We start from the raw sequence: 20,544 nt of genomic DNA, 5'->3' as shown, positions 1-20,544 counted from the left end.
ATTCGGGTTTTTTGTATTTGTCCTATCTTAAGCTATTCTTACTTGAGACCCCCGAAAAATCTACCTATGGCGTATGTTCCCTTAAACGACTAATCTTAAATTAGGATTTGTTGTTGTCTTTCTAGTAAAAATTTAGTTACTCACTTTAAAATGAGATGTTGTGTTTTGGTCTCAATTATAGACTTTGCTATTAATCGTTAAACTGCATACTCGGTGCGTATTTAGGAATGAAAAAAATGAAAGGAAATCAAAACCTTCAATCAGGGTTTTCTTTAATTGAACTGATGATTGTAGTAGCTGTTGTCGCTATTCTTGCGTCTATCGCTTATCCGGCTTATCAGTCATTCGTGGAGAAGGCGAGGCGTGGTGATGCTATGGCGAGCCTTGCTGATATCAGATTAGAACAAGAAAAATGGAGAGCAAATAATGTGGCTTATGCAACGGCAGCATCATTAGCATACGGTTCTACTTCAAGGGAAGGTTACTATAATATTACTATCAGCAGTACAGGGGCTAGTTCTTATACCGTTACCGCAGCTCCGACAGGTGTTCAAACTAATGATGCATGTGGTTCGTTTCGCATCACGCAAAATGGACCTGTTTATGGGAGTGGGTTTGCTGATGCGGACTGTTGGGAAAGATAGATGAATAAGCTGCATACATATAAAGGCTTTACTCTAATAGAGTTGATGGTAACGCTCGCTGTATTGGCAATACTAATTTCCCTTGCTGCACCTAGTTTAAATGATTTTCAAGAACGGGTTGAGCTGACCGGAGCTGCGGAAAAAGTTTACGGGCATATTCAATATGCGCGTAGCGAGTCTATCTCTAATGGTTCTGATATCTATATTGCTTTTAAAGGTACAGGTGCTGCAGGTTGGTGCATGGGTATAAGTGATACCGCTGCATGTGATTGCTCTTCTGCGGCCTCTCTTGCTTTGTGCACCATCAATTCTGCACCGGCTAGATATGTTACAGGCAGCGATTACCCAAGCGTTGAGTTATCAACGAATTTAACAAGTGATGATTCAGGTTTTCTGTCGCCGAGATCTACTTCTATGGAAAACGGGACAATTACTTTGAATTATCCCGGATATGGTGATGCGAAAGTGGTTTTGAGCACCATTGGTCGAGTACGTTTGTGCTCAGATACCTTGGACATTTATGCAGGATGCCCATAATGAAAACGTTTCAAGAGGTGCCTTCCAAGCAAGCAGGTGTCACATTAATCGAACTAATGATCGGTTTGGTTGTTGGACTTATAGTTGTATCTGGAGCGATTTACACATTTATTATCGCATTTAAAAGTAGTAGGGATGTGGTTTACAGTGCTCGTCTAAATCAGGAGCTCGCGGCAATAACAACGATTATAGCTGATGATATTAGACGAGCGGGGCATTGGGTTCAGAGTGGGGCATTATCCTCACCTTATGATGATATGGGTGAAGATTTTAACTTAGTCAGCGCATCTTGTGCTCTTTATAACTATGATGTCGATGGGGATGGTCTTATTGGTACAAATGAGCATAGTGGGGTGCGGTTTTCAGCATCGTCTATTTGGGTGAAAACGTCAGGAACTAGTATGACATCCTGCTCTACAGGAACATGGGAAAGGCTTTCTGATGAGAACTTTATGTCAGTAAATGCGATGTCTATAACCGATAGTTCTTTATGTATTGTTAATGAAGCCAGCGCAGCTTGCCCTTCTAATGTAGGTACTAATGCAGTTGGTTCCGTAAGGGAAATAGATATAACGATTACTGCATCCGTTATAAATGATACTGATTGGACTAAAACGGTTCAGGAATCAGTTAAAATTCGGAATGACTTCTATGCAGATTAAAATAAATAATCATATAGATAATAGAATAGGTCGCCAAAAAGGAGCAGCTACATTAGTTCTGGCTCTAGTCATGGTTGTTATTGTTCTAGGTGTGTCCTTTTTTACGTCTGAAACAGTCATCACTGAAAAGAAAATTGTTGCAAATGAATATCGTGCAAAGCAGGCATTTCATGCTGCCCAGGCTGGTATTGATTACGCAATAGCTTATTCTCGAGTAGGAGTCGATCAAGATAATAACTCTGTCTTAGATCTTAGTGTTTCGGGGGCAACCGTTAGCTGGGGTGACGGAGTTGGTTTTACGGTCTTGCTATCTGATGCCAGTAGTGACGCAGATATGTCTTTAATTCAGATTGATTCAGTTGGTCGCAGCGATGATGGGCTGATCAATCGTTCTATCAGTGTTCTTATCGGGGAATTACCTCTTCTCCCTAACCCTCCCGACCTCCCTATCGTCGCGCGTGGATATGTGAATGTTTCAGGTAATATGAATGTTTTTAATGGTTTTACCAATTTAAACATTTGGGCGGGTGATGATATTACTTCTTGGGGGTCTGCGGATACTTATATCAGGGATCCAGATTGGACAGGGTTTTCCGGTGATACATGGGATGGTACGGTTGATGATCTTTCAAGGCATTTAACTGCGACAGGAAATGACATAGACGATATTGAATATATACAAAGCACGACAAAAAACACAACTGGGCCTGATGTGATTGATGGTGATACCAATATGGCCAATGTTACTGCAGATGAGTTTACTCAAAATTTCTTCGGGCGGACTTTAGATGAGCTGGTTGCCTCTGCCAGTTTGAGCATGACCGGTAATGAGTTGCGGGATGCCGATGCTTCTGACATTGAAGGGCAATTAATACATTTGAATGATGCTCGGCTTACTGGAGGAACGATTGGTAGTTCAGCTAATCCTGTAATCCTTGTTGTCGATGGTGATTTAAGGATGAGTGGAGGGCCAGATGTTTACGGACTTATTATTGCGAGAAATGTTGATAGAGTAAATGGCACTGTGGACATCTTTGGTGGCATTGTTTCTGAAGGTGAATTAGACATGGGTAATGGTACAGCTAACGTTTATTACGATCAGGAAGTGGTTGATAATCTAGATCAAATTAATACAAAGGAAGTTATACGTGGGAGCTGGAAGGATTGGTAAGGGTCATTGAGTAAGCTCTCGAGGGATTGAGGAAAGGTGGTTAATATGTATCAAAATCGTTATGAAAAAGGTTTTACACTAATTGAGGCTTTGCTTGCATTTGTTATTGTAGCAATAGGTCTTATTGGGGCAGCGCTTTTTCAAAGTGAGTTAGTCACTGAAAGTGGGAACTCTAAGGCTCGTGCTGTTGCAGTTAAATTAGCAGAGCAGAAACTTGAGCAAGAGAGAGTCGTAATTTTAGAAAATAGCTATGCTAGCTTGGCATTGGCATCTTATCCTGAATCCACGAATGTTACTGTGGGCAACACAGCTTATACAGTTTCTTATTCATTAGCCTCGACTGCGGCAGCATCATTTCAAACGCATTATATGTTAGGCGTTGATGTTGCATGGACTGATTCACTTGGAAATGCGGAGTCTGTATCCCTGAATTCTCGTTTGGTTTGGAATGATCCAAAATCGTCATTTGACTCTAGCGATCAAGCAGGTACAGGTACTGATGAGAGTATAGGTAGTTTTGAAAGGCCTTCAGGTTCAGCCGTTGCTACGGCCAGAGAAACATCAGATGAAGTGCATGATGCGACTAAATCTGTAGGTGATTGGATTGAACTTGCTGATAATAAGTATGGTATCAAGATTACTGATGATGAATGTATCAATGGTGATGCCGGATGTGACCAAGTCGTTACTGTCATTGAATTAGTTGATTTATCAAGCCCAATTTTTTCTATTAAAGGCAATATATATGTGGATAGTAGTGTCTCGGTTTCTTATGAAGATTTAGAGGCATCGCCTAACGTATTAACCTCTGAAGGTGGTGGCTGCGCTGTATATGAATTAGGCAGTGATATCGGCTATACATGTCTATTCGGAGAGGGCTGGTACGGAACAATCGCATTATTGTTACCAGACGCTCAGGGCTCTAACAAACCTGGCGCTTGTATATCACCGCGAGAGTATAAATACTATGGTATTGATCCAGCGACTGTGTCTGGAACCATTCAATCTTCAGATGTTATTGGTCAATCAGGCCTTGTTCGTTTTACTACGACTAATGGGCCAGGACCCTATCTAGCGGCGTCGAACGCAGCGCCAGGATTAGGTTATTACTATATGTATTCTGAAGTTGATACTAATGTAGAGGATACTCAATCATCTCTTTTAAACACTTCAGGAAATCTCTTAAACCAACATTTTTTGGTAATTAATACCAATGGTAATAAAGATTGTAGTGACTTTCTGACGGCATTGAATAATGTGCCAGCAGGTTATCCGAGCCTTAGTACAGATGATTATTCATACACAGATGGAGTAACCGTCACTATACCCGATGAAGAAAAAGTGCTGGGTTATGTTAATCTAGCCTATGAAATATCCGGACAGTTGGACGTGTCGTCGGTTGCTTCAGGAGCTGAGGGATTATTATCCACAATTGAGGTTGGGGTTGATCCATTGCCCGATTTTGCGCAGCAATGTGAGTTAGAAGTGTTGGCTGATCAAATTCTTGGCTATAGCTGTTTTGTTGATTACTCTTGGAACGGTACTGTTACTCCTTCGGTTGTATCAGGTGCTGCTGTTTCGTTTGATTTTGCTCCATTGGAATATGACTTCTCACTCAGCCCGGTGACAGCTGATGTGACATCAGGCAAGGATTTTGTTGTTACTGATACTCCTTGAGTTCTAAAACGGAATACATTTATAGAGGAAGGGGATATACATGAATGTGTATCCCCTTAATTATCTCTAATTGGTGTATTGCTTTCTTTTGGTTTCCATTCTTTCATAATTTTCCATCCCCTTTCTTGGTTTTGTAATATAGCTTTATCTGTATGTAACTTAAGATAATTGAGAAATTAGATGTCTGACTTTTTAATAATCGGTGGTGGCGTGATCGGTATGATGTTGGCGCGAGAGCTTGCTCAAGCCAATGCTGATGTTACGTTGTTAGATCGCCAAGTGTGTGCACAAGAATCTTCTTGGGCGGGTGGTGGTATTGTTTCGCCTTTATATCCTTGGCGTTACCCTGATGCCGTCACTGAGCTGGCGACTTGGTCGCAAAGTAGTTATATCCATCTAGCGCAAGATCTTTTGGATGAAACCGGTTTTGATCCTGAACTGCGTCAAAAAGGAATGTTGATGGTGTCTGTAGAGGATCAGCAGGATGCTCTAGGTTGGGCGCAAAAATATCACCGACCTTTACGTAAAGTGGATGCCGACTTTCTCTACCAGAAAGAGCCTAATCTTTGTTCTGGTTTGGAGGAGGGCTTATGGATGCCAGAGGTGTGCAGTATCCGTAACCCGCGTTTAGGTCGTTCCCTACGTGAAAGCTTAGTGCTTAATCCACGTGTGACGCTGTTAGAAAACCAAGAAGTAAAAGGTTTTGAGCTTGAGGGTAGCCAAGTTGTTGGCGTTGAAACGGCAGAGCATAAGCTGCGTGCTAATAAAGTAATTATTGCTGCGGGGGCATGGAGTGCAGAGTTGTTATCTATGTTAGATAGAAAACTCCCTGTAGAGCCAGTCCACGGACAAATGATGTTGTTTAAAGCTAAACCAGGTTTGGTAAATCGTGTCATTTTAAAGGGCGGACGTTATGTGATACCGCGTAATGATGGTCGAGTGCTGGTGGGCAGTACAATGGAACGTATAGGTTTTACTAAACGAACAACCGAGGATGCGGCAAAATCCTTACATGCAACTGCGTTAGATATTATTCCTGCGTTGGCTGACTATGAGGTCGAACATCATTGGTCTGGCTTACGTCCTGGCTCGCCAGAAGGTATCCCTTTTATCGGAGAGGTTGCTGGCTTGGACAATGTGTTTATCAACGCTGGCCAGTTTAGAAATGGTTTAGTTCTTGCGCCAGCATCTACTCGACTACTTGCCGATATGTTGCTGGGTCGAGATACAATTATCTCTGCTTATCCATACAGAATGGATCGATAAAGAAAATAATAAAGCCTGTAAAACAGTAACATTGTTTGCAGGCTTTATAGCGATGCTTAGTCGTATATGGTTGGAATCGGCTGACGTTTATGTTGTGTACGATTGTAGATTTCGATAATGCGTTGCTCTACTTCCACTTCAACGCTCTTGCCTTCTAAGAAATCATCAATTTGATCATAGCTTAGGCCTAGTGCTTGCTCATCAGCTTTTTGAGGTTCCAAGCACTCAAGATCCGCAGTAGGTGTTTTGTCTACAAGTAGTGTGGGCGCACCTAAAGCGTGAGCCAGTTGGCGAACTTGGCGTTTGCTCAGGCCAAATAGCGGTGCAAGGTCACAAGCACCGTCTCCCCACTTGGTATAGAAGCCTGTGATGTTTTCTGCTGAGTGATCAGTACCAATGACTAAGCCGCCTACAATACCTGCAACTTCGTACTGAGCGATCATTCGTGCTCGTGCTTTTACGTTGCCTTTAGCGAAATCTACGGCGCCCTCTGAGGCCTGATTGAGTTGTGCTTCAGCGAGTGATGCTGTGACTTCTGTATGTATGCCTTCGACGCCAGGTTTTACATTAACCGCTATAGACTGTGATGGTTGGATAAATTGAAGTGCTAGTTGCGCATCTTCTTCATCTTTCTGTACGCCGTAAGGCAGGCGCATAGCAATAAATTGATATCTGCTCTCGCCGCTTTCTTCGTTTAGTTCATTGACTGCTAATTGCGCGAGTCGGCCACAGGTGGATGAGTCCACGCCGCCACTAATGCCGAGTACAAGGTTATTGAGGCCAGAAGCTTTAAGTGTGTTTTTAATAAAGCTTACTCGACGTGCAATTTCTTTAGCAGGGTCGATTTCAGGTAGTACCTGCATCTCTTTGATAATCGCTGCTGCCTGCATATTTATCTCTCTTATTTCTCTTTATGGTTCCCTAAGAGGCAAAAAAGGCACCTTTAAGGTGCCTTTATATTGTTCTTAGTTATTTCTTCTGTTCATCGTCTTCATCATCAAATACACCAAACGTTATGGTGCTGAAGAGAGAACGATCAGGTTTCGGTGCATCAGTACTCTCGTTCATACGAACAGGAGTCGCAACAGGAGGCTCTTTAGTGTCGCTAAACAGGTCAAATGTTGCTGCATCAAATAAGGTTTTCTCGCCTTTAAAAATAGGCGTGTATTGGTAGTTAGGGAAGTTCTTCGCCAATACGGCTTGTGTGTCTGCGGCAAGGTCTTGCTGGCCTAAGTGAGTATAGGCTTCAATCATGACCGCTAATGCATCAGGTACAGCAGGTGTTTCCTGCATATTTTCAATGACGTAACGTCCACGGTTAGCAGCAGCAACAAAAGCTTCGCGTTGGATGTAGTAGCGGCCTACATGGACTTCATAAGCAGCAAGACGGTTTTTAAGGTAAACCATACGCTTTTGTGCATCAGGAGAATATTGACTATCTGGATAGCGGCTAACCAGTGTTGAGAAGCTCTCGAAAGAATCTAGGGCTGCACCTGGATCACGTTTAGTCTCATCAACAGGTAAGTATTGAGTAATCCAGTTAATATCTTGTTCAAACGCAGTCAAACCTTTTAGGTAATATGCGTAATCAATGTTGTCGTGATTCGGGTGCAAGCGGATGAAACGATCAGCTGCTGCTCGTGCGGCTTCAGGTTCATAGTTTTTAAAATAAGCGTAAACCAATTCTAATTGCGCTTGCTCAGAGAAGCGGCCAAATGGGTAACGAGCTTCTAGAAGTTGGAATTTTTCTATAGCTACATCATAGCTCTCGTCATCCAATGCGGTGATAGCTTCTTGATACAACTGCTGTTCAGGAACATCTGGATATTCTTGAATGTCTTCGAACCATGAACAAGCTGCTGTCATTAGGCAGAATAAAGCAACAATAAGACTCTTGGTAATACGCATCTTTATATTAATCCCGGTGTAGTCTCTTGCCCGAACGGTTATACTGGACAGAAAGAGGCTATATGCAATTCAACGGCCTATTTAACCATAACTGATAGGGCCTGTTAACAGACCCAGACATATCAATTAGAAAGTTCTGACAGGTTCGAATGTCTGATCAAATACATTTAGAAGCACGTATCGAAGATGATCTTGTCGGTAAACGACTGGATCAGGCCGTAGCGCAGCTATTTCCCGATTATTCCCGCTCACGTCTACAGGGCTGGATCAAAGATGGTTCTCTTAAAGTTGATGGCGAAGTAAAGCGCCCTCGAGATAAATTATTTGGGGGAGAAACCATCGTTATCGATACTCAGTTGGAGATGATCGAAGATCATCAGCCGCAGGATATCCCACTGGATATTGTTTACGAAGATGATCATATCTTAGTCATTAATAAACCGGCCGGATTAGTTGTGCATCCTGCTGTAGGCCACCGTGACGGTACCTTACTAAATGCACTGCTGTTCCACTGCCCTGATATCGCCCAAGTGCCTCGTGCGGGTATTGTTCATCGTCTAGATATGGATACTACTGGCTTGATGGTGGTTGCGAAGACCATTGCAGCTCAAACGGAGCTGGTCGATCAGTTGCAAGAGCGTTCGATGGGGCGTGAGTATGAAGCTATAGTTCACGGTGTAATGACTGGTGGTGGTACGGTTGATGAGCCTATGGGGCGTCACGCTAAAAACCGCCAAAAGATGGCCGTTGTTGGGGTAGGCAAAGAAGCGACTACGCATTATCGTGTTTTAAAGAAAATGCGTGCCCATACTCATATCCGTTTGAAGCTTGAAACTGGCCGTACCCATCAAATTCGTGTGCACATGTCGCATATCAATTACCCGCTTGTAGGTGATCAGCTTTATGGTGGTCGTTTCCGTCTACCTAAAGGTTGTAGTGATGAGATGATTGAAGGCCTGCGTGATTTTAAACGCCAAGCCCTTCATGCCAAAAAGCTTGAACTTTGGCATCCAGAAACAGGTGAGCTTGTTTCTTGGGAAGTGGATCTGCCCGATGATTTTCAGCATCTGTTATCGCTACTTCAGGCTGACTTAGATGCTCATGCAGATGAAATGGTGTAATTAAATGCAATTGATTCTCCCAGATTGGAATGCTCCCCGAGGGGTAAAAGCCTTTACCACTACACGCTTCGATGGTGTGAGTGGTGGTGCCTATAAAGGTTTAAATCTGGGAGATCACGTAAAAGATGATCCCGAGCACGTCAAACAAAATCGGCAGATTTTGATTGATGAGCTGGGCTTACAGCGTAATCCTCAGTGGCTCTCGCAAGTTCATGGGATTGATATCATCGAAGCTAAAGTTGATGGTGTTTGCCGGGAAGCGGATGGTTGCTGGAGCCAAGATAAAGGCCAGGCATGTATTGTGATGACGGCTGATTGCCTTCCGGTACTGTTTGCTGATGGTGATGGAAAGCGTGTTGCTGCAGTGCATGCCGGTTGGCGAGGGCTGTTGGATGGTATTTTGGAGCAAGCTGTCGGGGGCTTCCAAAAGCCAGAAAATTTGCATGTTTGGTTAGGCCCGGCCATAGGCCCAGATGCATTTGAAGTAGGACAAGAAGTGCGAGATCAATTTGTCGCGGTCCAGGCGCAGGCTAATCAAGCTTTTACTCCTGTCGAAGGTTCGTCAGGGAAGTTTCTAGCAGATATCTATCAGTTAGCCCGTCAAAGGCTAAACTCCGTTGGTGTAAATTTTGTCTCTGGCGGAGAATATTGCACCTATACTGATGCAGAACGGTTTTATTCCTATCGTCGAGATGGTGTTACGGGCCGTATGGCAAGTCTTATCTGGATTGAATAACGTGGATTTAATTACGACTAAGCCCGAACTCTTTGTTGATCTCTTAGATGTCGACTCCAGCATTGTTATCGATCTTAAATATTTTACCGGTGATAACTTTGTGGGTGAGTCAGTTTGCGGTTATCTGAGAGAGACGTGCCTTTTAACCAAGCCTGCTGCGTTGGCTTTACAAAGGGTTCAACACTCACTCGCTGAATTTGGTCTAGGGCTAAAAGTGTTTGATGCCTACCGACCTCAGCGCTCAGTTGATCAGTTTATTGCATGGTGCGACCAAGACGGTGCTAACCCTACGCAGGAGCGATTTTTTCCCACATTGCAGCGTCCAGAGCTTTTCAGTAAAGGGTACCTTATCCGGCATTCCAGCCACACGCGAGGCAGTACGGTTGATCTGACATTGATCGATTTGGATTCCAAGGAAGAACTCGATATGGGGACGGAATTTGATTTCTTTGGCCCAGAATCGTGGTTTGATTCAAACTCGGTATCTGCGCAGGTGCGTGCGAATAGAATGTTACTGCAACGAGTAATGGTCCAGCATGGTTTTGTACCTTTTCATCAAGAGTGGTGGCACTTTACCTTGCAGGATGAACCATTCCCAAATCAGTATTTTGATTTCGAAATAAGCTGATTCGGCTTGTTTATTTCCAGTGCTGGCTCAAATTAAACGTGGTTAGCCAATCGGGGATCAGATCTGCTGGCATCGGTTTGGCGATGCCGTAGCCTTGCGCATGGTTGCAGCCGAGTGCCATTAAACAGCGGCCATGCTCGGCGCTCTCTACGCCTTCGGCTATGACCCCACGATTAAAGGCTTTACCTAGCCCAATTATGCCTTCAACAATTGTTTTGTCTTCATCATCGTCCAGCATATCCATAACAAAACTACGATCAATTTTTACTGTATCTGCAGGAATTTTGCGAAGATAAGTTAGAGAAGAATAGCCTGTACCAAAGTCGTCTAACGCGAATTTTATTCCCAACTGGTGGCATTTATCGATAATGTCGCGGGCTGCACTGACATCATTAAACGCAGTAGTTTCTAATACTTCTAATTCGATCGTTTCTGGCGGAACCTCAGGGTATTTCTCTAGTAGGTCGGCTAATTGCTCTGGAAACGCTGGGTTTTGTAAATGCTCGGCTGAAATGTTGATGCTAGTGGACAGCTCAAGCCCTGCACCCCTCCAAACACGTAGTTGTCGTATCGCTTCATTCATCACCCAAGAACCTAGCTTGGTAGCAAGATCTGGGTTGGTTATATGTGGTAGAAAACTATCAGGAGGTAAAAGGTTAAGCGTTGGATGCTGCCAGCGAATCAACGCTTCCATTCCATAAACTTCACCTGTTTGCATGTTGATCTTTGGTTGGTAAAACAGCACAAATTCCCTATTTATAAGTGCTTCGTGAATTTCATCTTGAGCTTTGTGTTGGTCTTGGGTTTGCCGATCTACAGCAGGGTCAAAAAAGTGATAGCGGTTACGACCTGTTTGTTTCGCAGTGTACATGGCCTGATCTGCATGACGGATCATGGTATCCGCGTCGGAATCATCATCTGGATAAAGTGTCGCGCCTATGCTGGCTGATATCGAGAGATGGCGCTGCTTTATTTGGAAAGGCATTGCCAGAGTTCGGTTTAAATTCGCTAAAATCCCTTGGCAGTGTGTGACATTTTTTAGTTGCGTTAAAATTACAACAAATTCATCACCACCGAGTCGCGCAATAACCTGCTCGGGGCCTAATGTCTTCTGCATACGTTTAGCTGCTTCGACTAGAAGCATATCACCAACATCATGCCCATAAGTGTCATTAATAGGTTTGAATTCGTCTAAATCGATATAAGCAACTGCCATCATCTGTTTGTGCTGCTTGCAGTGTTGAAGTGCTGTTTGTAAGCGGTCAGAGAGTAAAACGCGGTTGGGTAGTTGAGTTAGGGCGTCAAAATGCGCCATTTTTTCTAATTGATGCTGATGCTCTTTCAGCTGTGTAATATCGGAGAAGATGCTTACATAATGAGTGGTATCCCCGTTAGGGCTTTTTACCGCAGCAATATTAAGTAGTTCAGCGTAAATTTCTCCAGATTTATTGCGATTCCACACTTCGCCGCGCCAGTGCCCATTTTGTCTGAGGCTCTGCCACATGGCAGCGAAAAACTCTTCACTGTGATGGCCTGATTTTAATATGCTGGGGGAGAGACCGATAACTTCTGCCGCGTTGTAGCCTGTTAACTGATAAAAGGCGTTGTTTACATCTAGAATGATCCCTTGTTCATTGGTGATCATCACACCTTCGCTGGCATGCTCGAATACACTTGCAGCTAATCTAAGCTGTTGTTCGGTGCGTTTACGTTCAGATATATCGGAAATGAGCGTGACAAAATGATTGATATGCCCCTCTGTGCTCTCTTGTGCACTCATGGCTATCTCTGTATGAACAACAGGTCCAGAGTAGCTAAGTAAACGAATCTCATGACGGATATGGTCTGCACCATCATTTAATAAGCTTTCGCACATCAGGTTAAAATTGGTCTGATCATCTGGATGGATCAATTCTGATAGTGGCGTAATCTGTAGATGTTCCGGTTCGTAACCAAGCATTTCGCAGAGATAAGCGTTGGTTTGGATCCAATCACCATCGGTGGTAATTAAGGCCATACCAATCAAGCCGAGTTCAAAATAGCTACGAAAAATTGCTTCGCTGGTGCTTAACGCTTTTTGAGCTTCATGTAGCTGAGTAATTTCGTGACTAACACCCAACACGCCTACCAGCTCCCCAGAAGTTGATTTCATAGGGGTTTTAGTCGTTTCTAGCAAAGCGCGGTGACCATCGTTGGCAAAAGTTACCCACTCTTGGAAGGTATTTGTTCTATCAATTTCTAGTGTGGTTTGATCATGTTTACGGAAAGAGTCGGCGAGTTCTTTATCGACAAAGTCGTAGTCTGTTTTACCAACTATCTCATGCTCCAGAGCACCAACGAACTCTTCAAAACGGGTGTTGCATGCTAAATAGGTTCCGTTTGGATCTTTAAGCCAAACCAATTCGGGAATAGTGTCCACTAAGGAATCAAGGAATGATCGTTCCTTATGTAGCTGTTTATAGGCAAGGGCACCACCTAAAGCCACAAAAAGCTTTTCGATGATGGGCCTTAACTGACGTAGCTCTTTTTGCGAGAAGTAACTATTGTCTCGTAACAAGCGTACATAACCTAGCGCCCCTAAACGGAATATAGCGGCGCTTCCCTCTGCGCAGTGCTTCTCAGCGAGCTGTTCTGGGGATGCTGTTGCTAAATCGTAGCAACAAAAGTCCTCATCATCTTGAAGTGAAATGGCGGGGTGGTTAAAGGGAAGCTTAGTTTCTTTAGATCTACTATAAGGGAAGGCGAAATAAAGATTATATTCTTGTGCTGATTGAGTAAATTTTTCCGGTAACAGCCATATGCCAAGAAACGTTATTTCACTTTGACGCATAAGGGATGCAGTGAATTCTTGGCATACCTGATCAGGGTCTAGGCTATTTCCTACAGCCAATGATAATTCGTACATCCGCTGTATATCAGACCTTAAGTCTGTTGGAGCTTTACTCATAGAAACTGCATATGCCGAAGGTTTTGTTATAGAAGTTTACCGGACGCTCGCCGTTACTTGCTATTTCACCTAAGGCTAATATACCGGAGACATCCGTGCCTGGGTTTATTTGGTTTACTTGCTCATAAACTGTGCGCAGTTCTGCTGGAAATTGACTATCGAGTGCTACTGTTCTTGATAAACAATCACAGACTAAAACCCCAGATGTGTTGTTTGACATGGTTTCTTCAACCGCTTCTCGCGCGGCTTCAATGAGGTTTTCTGGGGTGCCTTCTACAAGGTACATAAGTGCCCCCTGGGGAATGTCTGATAAAAACATTACGTCATTACTGCCGCAAAGAGCTATTGGGTCTCGAACCACATCTTCTGCACCAGGGTGTTCAACAGCAAATGGGTATCGAGGTGTAACATCTTTGTAAAAACGTTCAGCCGGAGTCCCTTGCAGTTTAGAGGGAAGGGAATTCCGGTAAGCTGTCTCCGCATCTTCCCAATCTAGTTCGTGGAGGACGTTACCTGTGGTTCTGCTAGCAACAAATGGTCCTGAATGTCTAACCCAACCGTGTTTTGCAATGCTGCGACTAGGTTGGTCGATAATAGCAACTAATGCTGCGTCTATTTTTGTGCCCCAAGGCCCAAAAATACAGGCATCGGCTTTTAGTTCATGATTTCCTGCACCGGCACCAAAGTAGCTACAGCGTTTGCTATAGCGGTTATAAAGTTGGTTAAGCAGGTTGTCGATTTGTGGGGATAAGCAATCAACCAGGGTTAGGCAAGTAGCGCCCTCTTCAGGAATGTCATTGTAACTGGGTAGGTTAGAAATTTTTTCTTCTTCCGAAGGCATCGGCAAAACAATGGGAGTGCCTAGACAGCTGACTTTAATAGCTAACGCGCCCTCGTAGAGCATGCGCTTGCCGTGGATTAAACCGGGGAATACTGCGCCAAAGAATTTGCACTGTATAAGGTTAAGTTGTTCGACTAAGTTATCGAGATCATCTTGATGCTTATCAGCAAGAAAAATTAACCAATGCTCTTGATCCTTGAGCGTTTCGCCTCCGATTGCAGAAACAAGTTCTGAAATATCATTAAACCGGATGTACATCTCACACCTTACTTTTTTGTATTTATTATTCAGGTAGTAAAGAACCCATTAATATACTGAGAAGGTTGTTATTGCAATTACCTGTTTTGAGTAGGGGTATGACCTGTTTATAGCCTAATGCTTCCTCTACATCTAACAATGGAGTTCAAATTTTCTAATTTCAGATGAACTAGCAACGGAATTGGTATGGTGACCTTTTATGTGAGATGTAAGTCTGGTTTGTGCAATAGTGCGGATAAAGTAAGTGATTAGAGGGGAAGTTATCCTGCTGGAATGGTTGAAACTTTCGTGGTTTCGGCTAAGAATTAGTTAATTACCAATCTATCCAATCAAACCCTGTAACGGCGGTTTTTGTGGCTAGTGCGATGCTGCTGAAATGGCAATCTTTGTACAAGGGTTTATTGCTCAAATAGCTTTATAGAGCACTGAGGGATTTAGATGTCTGATTATAAAGTTTTATTTACCGGTTCTGTCTGTTCAGGGAAAACGACAGCAATCCGCTCGTTGAGTGATATTGAAACTGTAGATACGGATGCGAATGTCAGTGATTCAGCCATTCGCAGAAAGCAAAAAACCACCATAGCTATGGATTATGGGATACTGGAATTAAACAGTACGTCTAAACTGCATCTTTATGGCACGCCGGGACAAGAGCGTTTCAAGTTTATGTGGCAGCTTATGATGAGTGATTTGGTGCATGATGCCGAAGCGCTGATCCTCATGGTGGACAATACCCGTAACGACCCTTTCAAAGACATTCGTTTCTATGTCGAAGAATTTCGCGACTTTATTATTCGTCGTCGTTTGATTATTGCTGTGACTCACTCCGATATAGAAAGTGATCCTGATCATAATTATTACATGAGTGAGTTAAAAGCAATGGGGCTCTTTACTACCGTTGTATTTATTGATGCTCGAGACCCCTCATCAGTCTTAAATATTGTTAAAGAACTGGTGGGCAGTCTAGAAAAAGGCATTGATTGGGAAGGCATGAGCAAACGTCTTGAGGTTAACAGTACAATGCCTGATTCTGATGATGATCTTGTTGAAGGAAAGAAACCAGAATCTCAAGCCATTGATAATGTATCTCTTATGGATGCAGCAATGAATACGCGGGGGATTACAGGAGCCATGCATCTGGGAGCTGATCGTAAAGTGCTCAGCGCTAGTGTTAGAAATCAAAGTAATAAAGAACTACTTCGTTCCATGGTTAATCTTGTAGCTGCTTTGGAAAATAAAGCAGCTTTTATGGGGCGTATAGACGATCTAGTATTATGTGGGCCTAATCAAGAAACTTTATCAGTATTCGTTGAAAGGGAGCAGGCATTGGGATTGTGTTCTGATCGAGGTCTAAGTCTGAATGTGGTTAAACAGCAAGCGTCTGATCTATTGCAGTGGAGCCATCAATGATTGAGCTACTGACTCAGGTTGATAAGCCTGGGGTTATCGAGTGTAGTATGGTGCTAAGCGGCAAAGAGGTTGTCGCTTCCAGCTTCCCAGCTGAATATAAAAACCATGCGACTATAGGAAAACAGGCTTTTATTTATGTGTTTTCTAATGTAGCAAAAATGCGAACCAAACATAATGAATCTCATCTTGAGATAGGTGATCGCCGCATTAGTGGCTATCAATTAAAGCCAGGATTGATTTTGGTTTGTCTGTCGGCGAAAGACTCTAATATTGCGCTGGTGCGAAAGCATATTCGAGAAGTGCATACTGCTTTTCTTCGGGAACAAGTAGCAAAGAAACTGGAGTCCTAAAGCCTTTCTTTCTTGTATAAGCATAGAATGTTCATGATTGAGTCTGATCAATCAATAGCCTAATGTCGACTTTATAATAATTGTCATTTTGCGCTGCACAATAGATGCTTGAGTTGCAATCTGCTCAGACTGAGCTGGTTGTATAAGTAGAGGAAATTTTTAGCTGAGGCTCAAGTAGCGAGTTGTAAACTACAGTTACCTTCTTATCTAGACAAGGAAAGCGTGCATGCAAAACTACAAGATCCTTTTCACAGGGTCAGTGTGTTCAGGTAAATCTACAGCTATTCGATCCTTAAGTGATATTGAAACACTAGATACCGATGCGCGTGCCAGTGATGTTACGGTTCGCCGTAAGAAAAATACCACAATAGCTATGGATTACGGTGTACTGGATCTGCACGATCAAGCGCGTGTACACCTTTACGGCACTCCAGGCCAAGAACGCTTCCGCTTTATGTGGGAAATGTTGGCTTGTGAATTTGCCCACGATGCCATTGGCATGGTTTTGCTGGTGGATAACACTCGAAAAGACCCTTTCCGCGATATCCGTTTTTACGCAAAAGAGTTCCGTGAGTATATCCAAAAGCGTCGTTTAATTATTGCGGTGACTCACTCCGATGTAGAGCCAAATCCTTCAATTCAAGATTATCAGGCGTGTGTTAGGGAAATGGGATTGATGGCAACGGTGATGTTTCTTGATGCCCGTGATCCCCGTGCTGTTTTGGGGGTTGTTGAAGAGTTAATCTCTGCGGTAGAACTTAATGTCCAATGGGATGAGCTTTGTGATCGGCTGCTGGGTAACAATGGCTTCTCCTTGGATTTTTATAAGCCAGTTTATGAAGAAACCCTGCTTGACGCTGCAATGAATAAACGTGGTGTATTAGGGGCTATGCACCTCGATGAAAATCAAGAGATTCTCTGCTCTAATATAGATAGTAAGTCTCGTAAAGCACTACTTAAAAGCGTCAATAAGCTTTCCAAAGCGTTGGCGGAAAAAGCTGCATTTATGGGGGAGGTCAGTAACGTTGTTGTAGCTGGCCCTAAAGTCCAAACCCTTTCTATGTTTACCGACCAAGAACAGGCACTTTGCTTATGTTCTGATAACGAAATATCTCTACCGGTACTGCGCCAGCAGGCGAGTGATTTGCTGCAATGGAGTAAAGAAAATGACTATCTGGCGTGAAATGCAGGAGCGAGAGTTAATCTTGCAAGGCTGTCTGTTGTCGTCAGGTGCCGTAAAAGTATCTACTTTCCCTGCTGAATATAAGAAACATTTAGCAGTTGCTAAGCAGGCATTGCTCTACATATTTAAGAGCGCAGCGCAAAATGATGATGGTTATGATGAAGCGCATATGGAAGTAGGGGACCATCACTACAGTGGCTATCAGCTAGATGCAGATACCATATTGATCTGCTTTTGTGACTCTGATGCTCGACAGCATTATTTAAGAGAATATATAGACGAAAATAAGCAGCGATTTTTAGATCTGCTACCCTCATGATGCTTGTCTATTTTATATAAGTTCTGTCTAATTTTTGACCGCTTAGCCCTTGAAGCTGTTCTAACTTGTCCCCATACCTCTGTTATACCGATAACCTAGTATCCAAAAACAGCACGCTGTTGTGTTGTCAGATACAGGTTCTTTAAAAGCTATGTGGAGGTTGTATGCGTCCTGATAAATTTACATCCAAACTTCAAGAAGCGTTGGCTGATGCTCAATCATTAGCGGTTGGGTTAGATAATAACTACATAGAACCTATTCATCTTTTAAGTGCATTGATTGATCAGCAAGGAACAGTAGCGTTGCTAGAACAAGCGGGTGCTAATGCTCATGCACTTAAAAATCATGTTGATCAAACCGTTAGGCAATTACCTAAAGTTCAAAATCCTGATGGTGAATTGCGTTTCTCACAGGATGTGGCACGGGTTTTCAACAAAGCAGACAAACTTGCCCAGCAGAAAGGCGATCAATATATCGCAAGTGAATTGATTCTATTGGTTTTAGCTGAAGATAAATCCAGCGCGGGTAAATGTTTAAAAGATGCGGGTGTTATCCCGCAAAAGCTAGATCAGGTCATTAATCAAATTCGAGGAGGGGAGTCAGTGCAGGACCCCAATGCAGAAGATAATCGTCAGGCTTTGGATAAGTACTGTATTGATCTTACTGAGCGCGCAGAAGCAGGCAAACTAGACCCTGTCATCGGACGTGATGACGAAATTCGCCGTACCATTCAGGTCTTACAACGTCGTACCAAAAATAACCCAGTGCTTATTGGTGAGCCTGGTGTAGGTAAAACGGCCATCGTTGAAGGCTTAGCTCAACGAATCGTGAATGGCGAAGTGCCGGAAGGGTTAAAGCGTAAGCAAGTTTTATCTCTAGATATGGGTGCATTAATTGCGGGTGCTAAGTTCCGTGGAGAGTTTGAAGAGCGCCTTAAAGCGGTATTGAACGAACTATCCAAACAAGAAGGGCAAATTATCCTCTTTATCGATGAACTGCATACCATGGTTGGAGCGGGCAAGGGTGAAGGCGCAATGGATGCGGGTAATATGCTGAAGCCCGCATTAGCTCGTGGGGAGCTGCATTGTGTTGGTGCGACTACCCTTGACGAATATCGCCAATATGTCGAGAAAGACGCTGCCCTTGAGCGCCGTTTCCAGAAAGTCATCGTTGATGAACCGGATGAGGAATCAACGATTGCGATTCTTCGTGGCTTGAAAGAACGCTACGAAGTGCATCACGGTGTTGATATTACCGATTCTGCGATTATTGCTGCAGCTAAGCTATCGCAGCGTTACATCACAGATCGACAGTTGCCGGATAAAGCTATTGATCTGATTGATGAAGCTGCATCCCGTATCCGTATGGAGATGGATTCTAAGCCGGAAGATATGGACCGCCTTGAGCGTCGCCTGATCCAGCTAAAAATGGAGCGCGAAGCACTTAAAAAAGAGAAAGATAGTGCCGCGCAACAGCGCCTAAAAGAGCTAGAAAGCACCATTGCTAATGTCGAAAAAGAGTTTGCTGACCTAGATGAGGTTTGGAAAGCAGAAAAGCTGGCGCTGCAAGGTTCGCAGAAGATAAAAGAGGCGTTAGATCAAGCACGTATCGAACTTGAAAAGCACACTCGCTCTGGCGATCTGCAGAAAATGTCAGAACTTCAATATGGCAAAATCCCTGAGTTAGAAAAACAGTTAGCTGTCGCTTCAGAAGCGGAAGAACAAGGGCAGCAGGAAGCTAAGCTTCTACGTAACAAAGTCTCTGAAGAGGAGGTTGCAGAAGTTGTAGCACGCTGGACAGGTATCCCTGTTAGCAAAATGCTGGAAGGTGAACGTGAAAAGCTGCTTCGAATGGAGCAAGCCCTGCATGATCGGGTTGTCGGTCAAGAAGAGTCAGTTATCGCTGTGTCTAATGCGGTACGTCGCTCTCGCGCAGGTCTAGCTGACCCCAACCGTCCTAATGGCTCTTTCCTTTTCTTAGGCCCAACAGGTGTGGGTAAAACGGAACTATGTAAAGCGTTAGCTAGCTTCCTGTTTGATACGGAAGAAGCGATGGTGCGTATCGATATGTCCGAATTTATGGAGAAGCATTCAGTCGCACGTTTGATTGGTGCGCCTCCAGGCTATGTGGGCTACGAAGAGGGGGGGTACCTTACCGAAGCTGTGCGACGTAAACCTTACTCTGTACTGTTGCTAGATGAGGTAGAGAAAGCCCATCCTGATGTCTTCAATATTTTACTACAGGTGCTGGAAGATGGGCGTCTGACCGATGGCCAAGGCAGGACTGTTGATTTCCGCAACACCATTGTAGTGATGACATCGAACTTGGGCTCTGATCTGATTCAGAACTTTAGTGATGATGACGATTACCAGCTGATGCAGAGTGCTGTTATGGAAGCGGTTGGTACGCACTTCCGTCCAGAAGTAATTAACCGAATTGATGAAGTAGTAGTTTTCCACAGTCTTAAAAAAGATCAGGTGGCCGGTATTGCCAAGATCCAACTGCAGCGTTTGCAGAAGCGTCTCGCCGAACGTGATCTAAGCCTGACACTAACCTCAACAGCGATGGATAAGCTGGTGGATGTTGGTTTTGAACCTATCTATGGTGCTAGACCGTTGAAACGAGCGATCCAGCAGTGGATTGAGAATCCGTTAGCGCAGGAGATACTCTCTGGTCGTTATGTACCGGGTACTGAAATTGCGGTTGATGTTGAACAAGGCAGTTTTGTTTTTCGTTGATCCGCAGATTTAGTTGTATTTTAGAAGAAGAGCCAGCTTTTTAGCTGGCTTTTTTATGGGAGTCCCTTGTCTGCTTAAAAATTAGGCGGCGTAAGTTGATGGGTATTATACATAGTCTTTTCGCGGCTAAAGGTTTATTGGGAGAGGT

Annotated in this window: 18 protein-coding genes; 14 read left to right on the top strand and 4 right to left on the bottom strand. The window is 43.7% G+C overall.

Going from position 1 to position 20,544, the window contains the following annotated elements:
- The first annotated feature begins 236 nt into the window (after positions 1-236).
- The 6 genes from ACMXYT_RS15425 to thiO all read left to right on the top strand — a co-directional run bounded on the left by ACMXYT_RS15425 (position 237) and on the right by thiO (position 5,957).
- Positions 237-644: a type IV pilin protein gene (locus ACMXYT_RS15425; protein WP_415899418.1), complete on the top strand. Its 408-nt coding sequence runs from the start codon at positions 237-239 to the stop codon at positions 642-644.
- Positions 645-1,181, top strand: a complete 537-nt coding sequence (locus tag ACMXYT_RS15420; RefSeq protein WP_415899417.1) for a GspH/FimT family pseudopilin — start codon at positions 645-647, stop codon at positions 1,179-1,181. It begins immediately after the preceding gene.
- Complete coding sequence (locus tag ACMXYT_RS15415) at positions 1,181-1,843, top strand: PilW family protein (protein WP_415899416.1); 663 nt, start codon at positions 1,181-1,183, stop codon at positions 1,841-1,843. Before ACMXYT_RS15420 ends, ACMXYT_RS15415 begins: the two co-directional genes overlap by 1 nt.
- Complete coding sequence (locus ACMXYT_RS15410; RefSeq protein WP_415899415.1) at positions 1,833-3,014, top strand: PilX N-terminal domain-containing pilus assembly protein; 1,182 nt, start codon at positions 1,833-1,835, stop codon at positions 3,012-3,014. The genes ACMXYT_RS15415 and ACMXYT_RS15410 overlap by 11 nt, the downstream gene beginning before the upstream one ends.
- Before the next feature lie 45 nt (positions 3,015-3,059).
- Entirely contained in the window at positions 3,060-4,691 is a 1,632-nt protein-coding gene (locus ACMXYT_RS15405; protein WP_415911653.1) for a type IV pilus modification PilV family protein, read from the top strand.
- Positions 4,692-4,871: 180 nt separating this feature from the next.
- Complete coding sequence (gene thiO, locus ACMXYT_RS15400; protein WP_415911652.1) at positions 4,872-5,957, top strand: glycine oxidase ThiO; 1,086 nt, start codon at positions 4,872-4,874, stop codon at positions 5,955-5,957.
- Positions 5,958-6,013: 56 nt separating this feature from the next.
- Here thiO and nadE read toward each other — a convergent pair whose 3' ends face one another.
- Together nadE and ACMXYT_RS15390 are read right to left on the bottom strand one after the other, a co-directional pair.
- On the bottom strand, positions 6,014-6,847 hold the full coding sequence (nadE, locus tag ACMXYT_RS15395) for an ammonia-dependent NAD(+) synthetase (protein WP_415899412.1): 834 nt from the start codon (positions 6,845-6,847) through the stop codon (positions 6,014-6,016).
- Between the two features lie 79 nt (positions 6,848-6,926).
- Positions 6,927-7,865: an outer membrane protein assembly factor BamD gene (locus ACMXYT_RS15390; protein WP_415899411.1), complete on the bottom strand. Its 939-nt coding sequence runs from the start codon at positions 7,863-7,865 to the stop codon at positions 6,927-6,929.
- 149 nt (positions 7,866-8,014) lie between these two features.
- On the opposite strand from ACMXYT_RS15390, the gene rluD reads away from it, so the two are divergent.
- From rluD to ACMXYT_RS15375, 3 genes are read left to right on the top strand one after another with little or no spacing between them, the layout of a single operon-like run.
- A complete protein-coding gene (gene rluD, locus ACMXYT_RS15385; protein WP_415899410.1) occupies positions 8,015-8,986 on the top strand; it encodes a 23S rRNA pseudouridine(1911/1915/1917) synthase RluD in 972 nt (323 codons plus the stop codon).
- Positions 8,987-8,990: 4 nt separating this feature from the next.
- On the top strand, positions 8,991-9,722 hold the full coding sequence (pgeF, locus tag ACMXYT_RS15380; RefSeq protein WP_415899409.1) for a peptidoglycan editing factor PgeF: 732 nt from the start codon (positions 8,991-8,993) through the stop codon (positions 9,720-9,722).
- A 1-nt stretch (position 9,723) separates the two neighbouring features.
- Complete coding sequence (locus ACMXYT_RS15375; protein ID WP_415899408.1) at positions 9,724-10,350, top strand: M15 family metallopeptidase; 627 nt, start codon at positions 9,724-9,726, stop codon at positions 10,348-10,350.
- Between the two features lie 10 nt (positions 10,351-10,360).
- Here the strand turns inward: ACMXYT_RS15375 and ACMXYT_RS15370 are convergent, their stop codons facing one another.
- The gene (locus ACMXYT_RS15370) at positions 10,361-13,297 is read right to left on the bottom strand and encodes an EAL and GGDEF domain-containing protein (protein ID WP_415899407.1); all 2,937 of its coding nucleotides are present in this window, start codon (positions 13,295-13,297) and stop codon (positions 10,361-10,363) included.
- Entirely contained in the window at positions 13,290-14,396 is a 1,107-nt protein-coding gene (locus tag ACMXYT_RS15365; RefSeq protein WP_415899406.1) for an FIST signal transduction protein, read from the bottom strand. Before ACMXYT_RS15365 ends, ACMXYT_RS15370 begins: the two co-directional genes overlap by 8 nt.
- A gap of 438 nt (positions 14,397-14,834) precedes the next feature.
- Here ACMXYT_RS15365 and ACMXYT_RS15360 point away from each other — a divergent pair, with 438 nt between their 5' ends.
- The 5 genes from ACMXYT_RS15360 (at position 14,835) to clpB (ending at position 20,396) form a co-directional block, all read left to right on the top strand.
- Entirely contained in the window at positions 14,835-15,806 is a 972-nt protein-coding gene (locus ACMXYT_RS15360) for a GTP-binding protein (RefSeq protein ID WP_415899405.1), read from the top strand.
- Positions 15,803-16,156 carry a hypothetical protein gene (locus tag ACMXYT_RS15355; RefSeq protein ID WP_415899404.1) on the top strand — a complete coding sequence of 118 codons (354 nt, stop codon included), beginning with the start codon at positions 15,803-15,805 and terminating at the stop codon, positions 16,154-16,156. The genes ACMXYT_RS15360 and ACMXYT_RS15355 overlap by 4 nt, the downstream gene beginning before the upstream one ends.
- Positions 16,157-16,382: 226 nt before the next feature.
- On the top strand, positions 16,383-17,339 hold the full coding sequence (locus ACMXYT_RS15350) for a GTP-binding protein (RefSeq protein ID WP_415899403.1): 957 nt from the start codon (positions 16,383-16,385) through the stop codon (positions 17,337-17,339).
- On the top strand, positions 17,323-17,658 hold the full coding sequence (locus ACMXYT_RS15345; RefSeq protein WP_415899401.1) for a hypothetical protein: 336 nt from the start codon (positions 17,323-17,325) through the stop codon (positions 17,656-17,658). The genes ACMXYT_RS15350 and ACMXYT_RS15345 overlap by 17 nt, the downstream gene beginning before the upstream one ends.
- A gap of 164 nt (positions 17,659-17,822) precedes the next feature.
- Entirely contained in the window at positions 17,823-20,396 is a 2,574-nt protein-coding gene (clpB, locus tag ACMXYT_RS15340; protein ID WP_415899400.1) for an ATP-dependent chaperone ClpB, read from the top strand.
- Positions 20,397-20,544: the final 148 nt, after the last annotated feature.

The sequence above is a fragment of the Neptuniibacter sp. QD37_11 genome, from assembly GCF_047778105.1.
Lineage (GTDB): Bacteria > Pseudomonadota > Gammaproteobacteria > Pseudomonadales > Balneatricaceae > Neptuniibacter.
The sequence above is the reverse complement of the archived record's forward strand: the minus strand, read 5'-3'. Positions and strand labels throughout refer to the sequence as shown.

Bases quoted from the DNA above. Each gene is read 5' to 3' on its own strand.
- ACMXYT_RS15390 (WP_415899411.1), bottom strand. From the start codon at position 7,865: ATGCGTATTACCAAGAGTCTTATTGTTGCTTTATTCTGCCTAATGACA.
- ACMXYT_RS15415 (WP_415899416.1), top strand. From the start codon at position 1,181: ATGAAAACGTTTCAAGAGGTGCCTTCCAAGCAAGCAGGTGTCACATTA.
- pgeF (WP_415899409.1), top strand. From the start codon at position 8,991: ATGCAATTGATTCTCCCAGATTGGAATGCTCCCCGAGGGGTAAAAGCC.
- ACMXYT_RS15365 (WP_415899406.1), bottom strand. From the start codon at position 14,396: ATGTACATCCGGTTTAATGATATTTCAGAACTTGTTTCTGCAATCGGA.
- ACMXYT_RS15360 (WP_415899405.1), top strand. From the start codon at position 14,835: ATGTCTGATTATAAAGTTTTATTTACCGGTTCTGTCTGTTCAGGGAAA.
- ACMXYT_RS15405 (WP_415911653.1), top strand. From the start codon at position 3,060: ATGTATCAAAATCGTTATGAAAAAGGTTTTACACTAATTGAGGCTTTG.
- thiO (WP_415911652.1), top strand. From the start codon at position 4,872: ATGTCTGACTTTTTAATAATCGGTGGTGGCGTGATCGGTATGATGTTG.
- nadE (WP_415899412.1), bottom strand. From the start codon at position 6,847: ATGCAGGCAGCAGCGATTATCAAAGAGATGCAGGTACTACCTGAAATC.
- ACMXYT_RS15350 (WP_415899403.1), top strand. From the start codon at position 16,383: ATGCAAAACTACAAGATCCTTTTCACAGGGTCAGTGTGTTCAGGTAAA.
- ACMXYT_RS15370 (WP_415899407.1), bottom strand. From the start codon at position 13,297: ATGAGTAAAGCTCCAACAGACTTAAGGTCTGATATACAGCGGATGTAC.
- ACMXYT_RS15355 (WP_415899404.1), top strand. From the start codon at position 15,803: ATGATTGAGCTACTGACTCAGGTTGATAAGCCTGGGGTTATCGAGTGT.
- ACMXYT_RS15345 (WP_415899401.1), top strand. From the start codon at position 17,323: ATGACTATCTGGCGTGAAATGCAGGAGCGAGAGTTAATCTTGCAAGGC.
- ACMXYT_RS15420 (WP_415899417.1), top strand. From the start codon at position 645: ATGAATAAGCTGCATACATATAAAGGCTTTACTCTAATAGAGTTGATG.
- ACMXYT_RS15410 (WP_415899415.1), top strand. From the start codon at position 1,833: ATGCAGATTAAAATAAATAATCATATAGATAATAGAATAGGTCGCCAA.
- rluD (WP_415899410.1), top strand. From the start codon at position 8,015: ATGTCTGATCAAATACATTTAGAAGCACGTATCGAAGATGATCTTGTC.
- clpB (WP_415899400.1), top strand. From the start codon at position 17,823: ATGCGTCCTGATAAATTTACATCCAAACTTCAAGAAGCGTTGGCTGAT.
- ACMXYT_RS15425 (WP_415899418.1), top strand. From the start codon at position 237: ATGAAAGGAAATCAAAACCTTCAATCAGGGTTTTCTTTAATTGAACTG.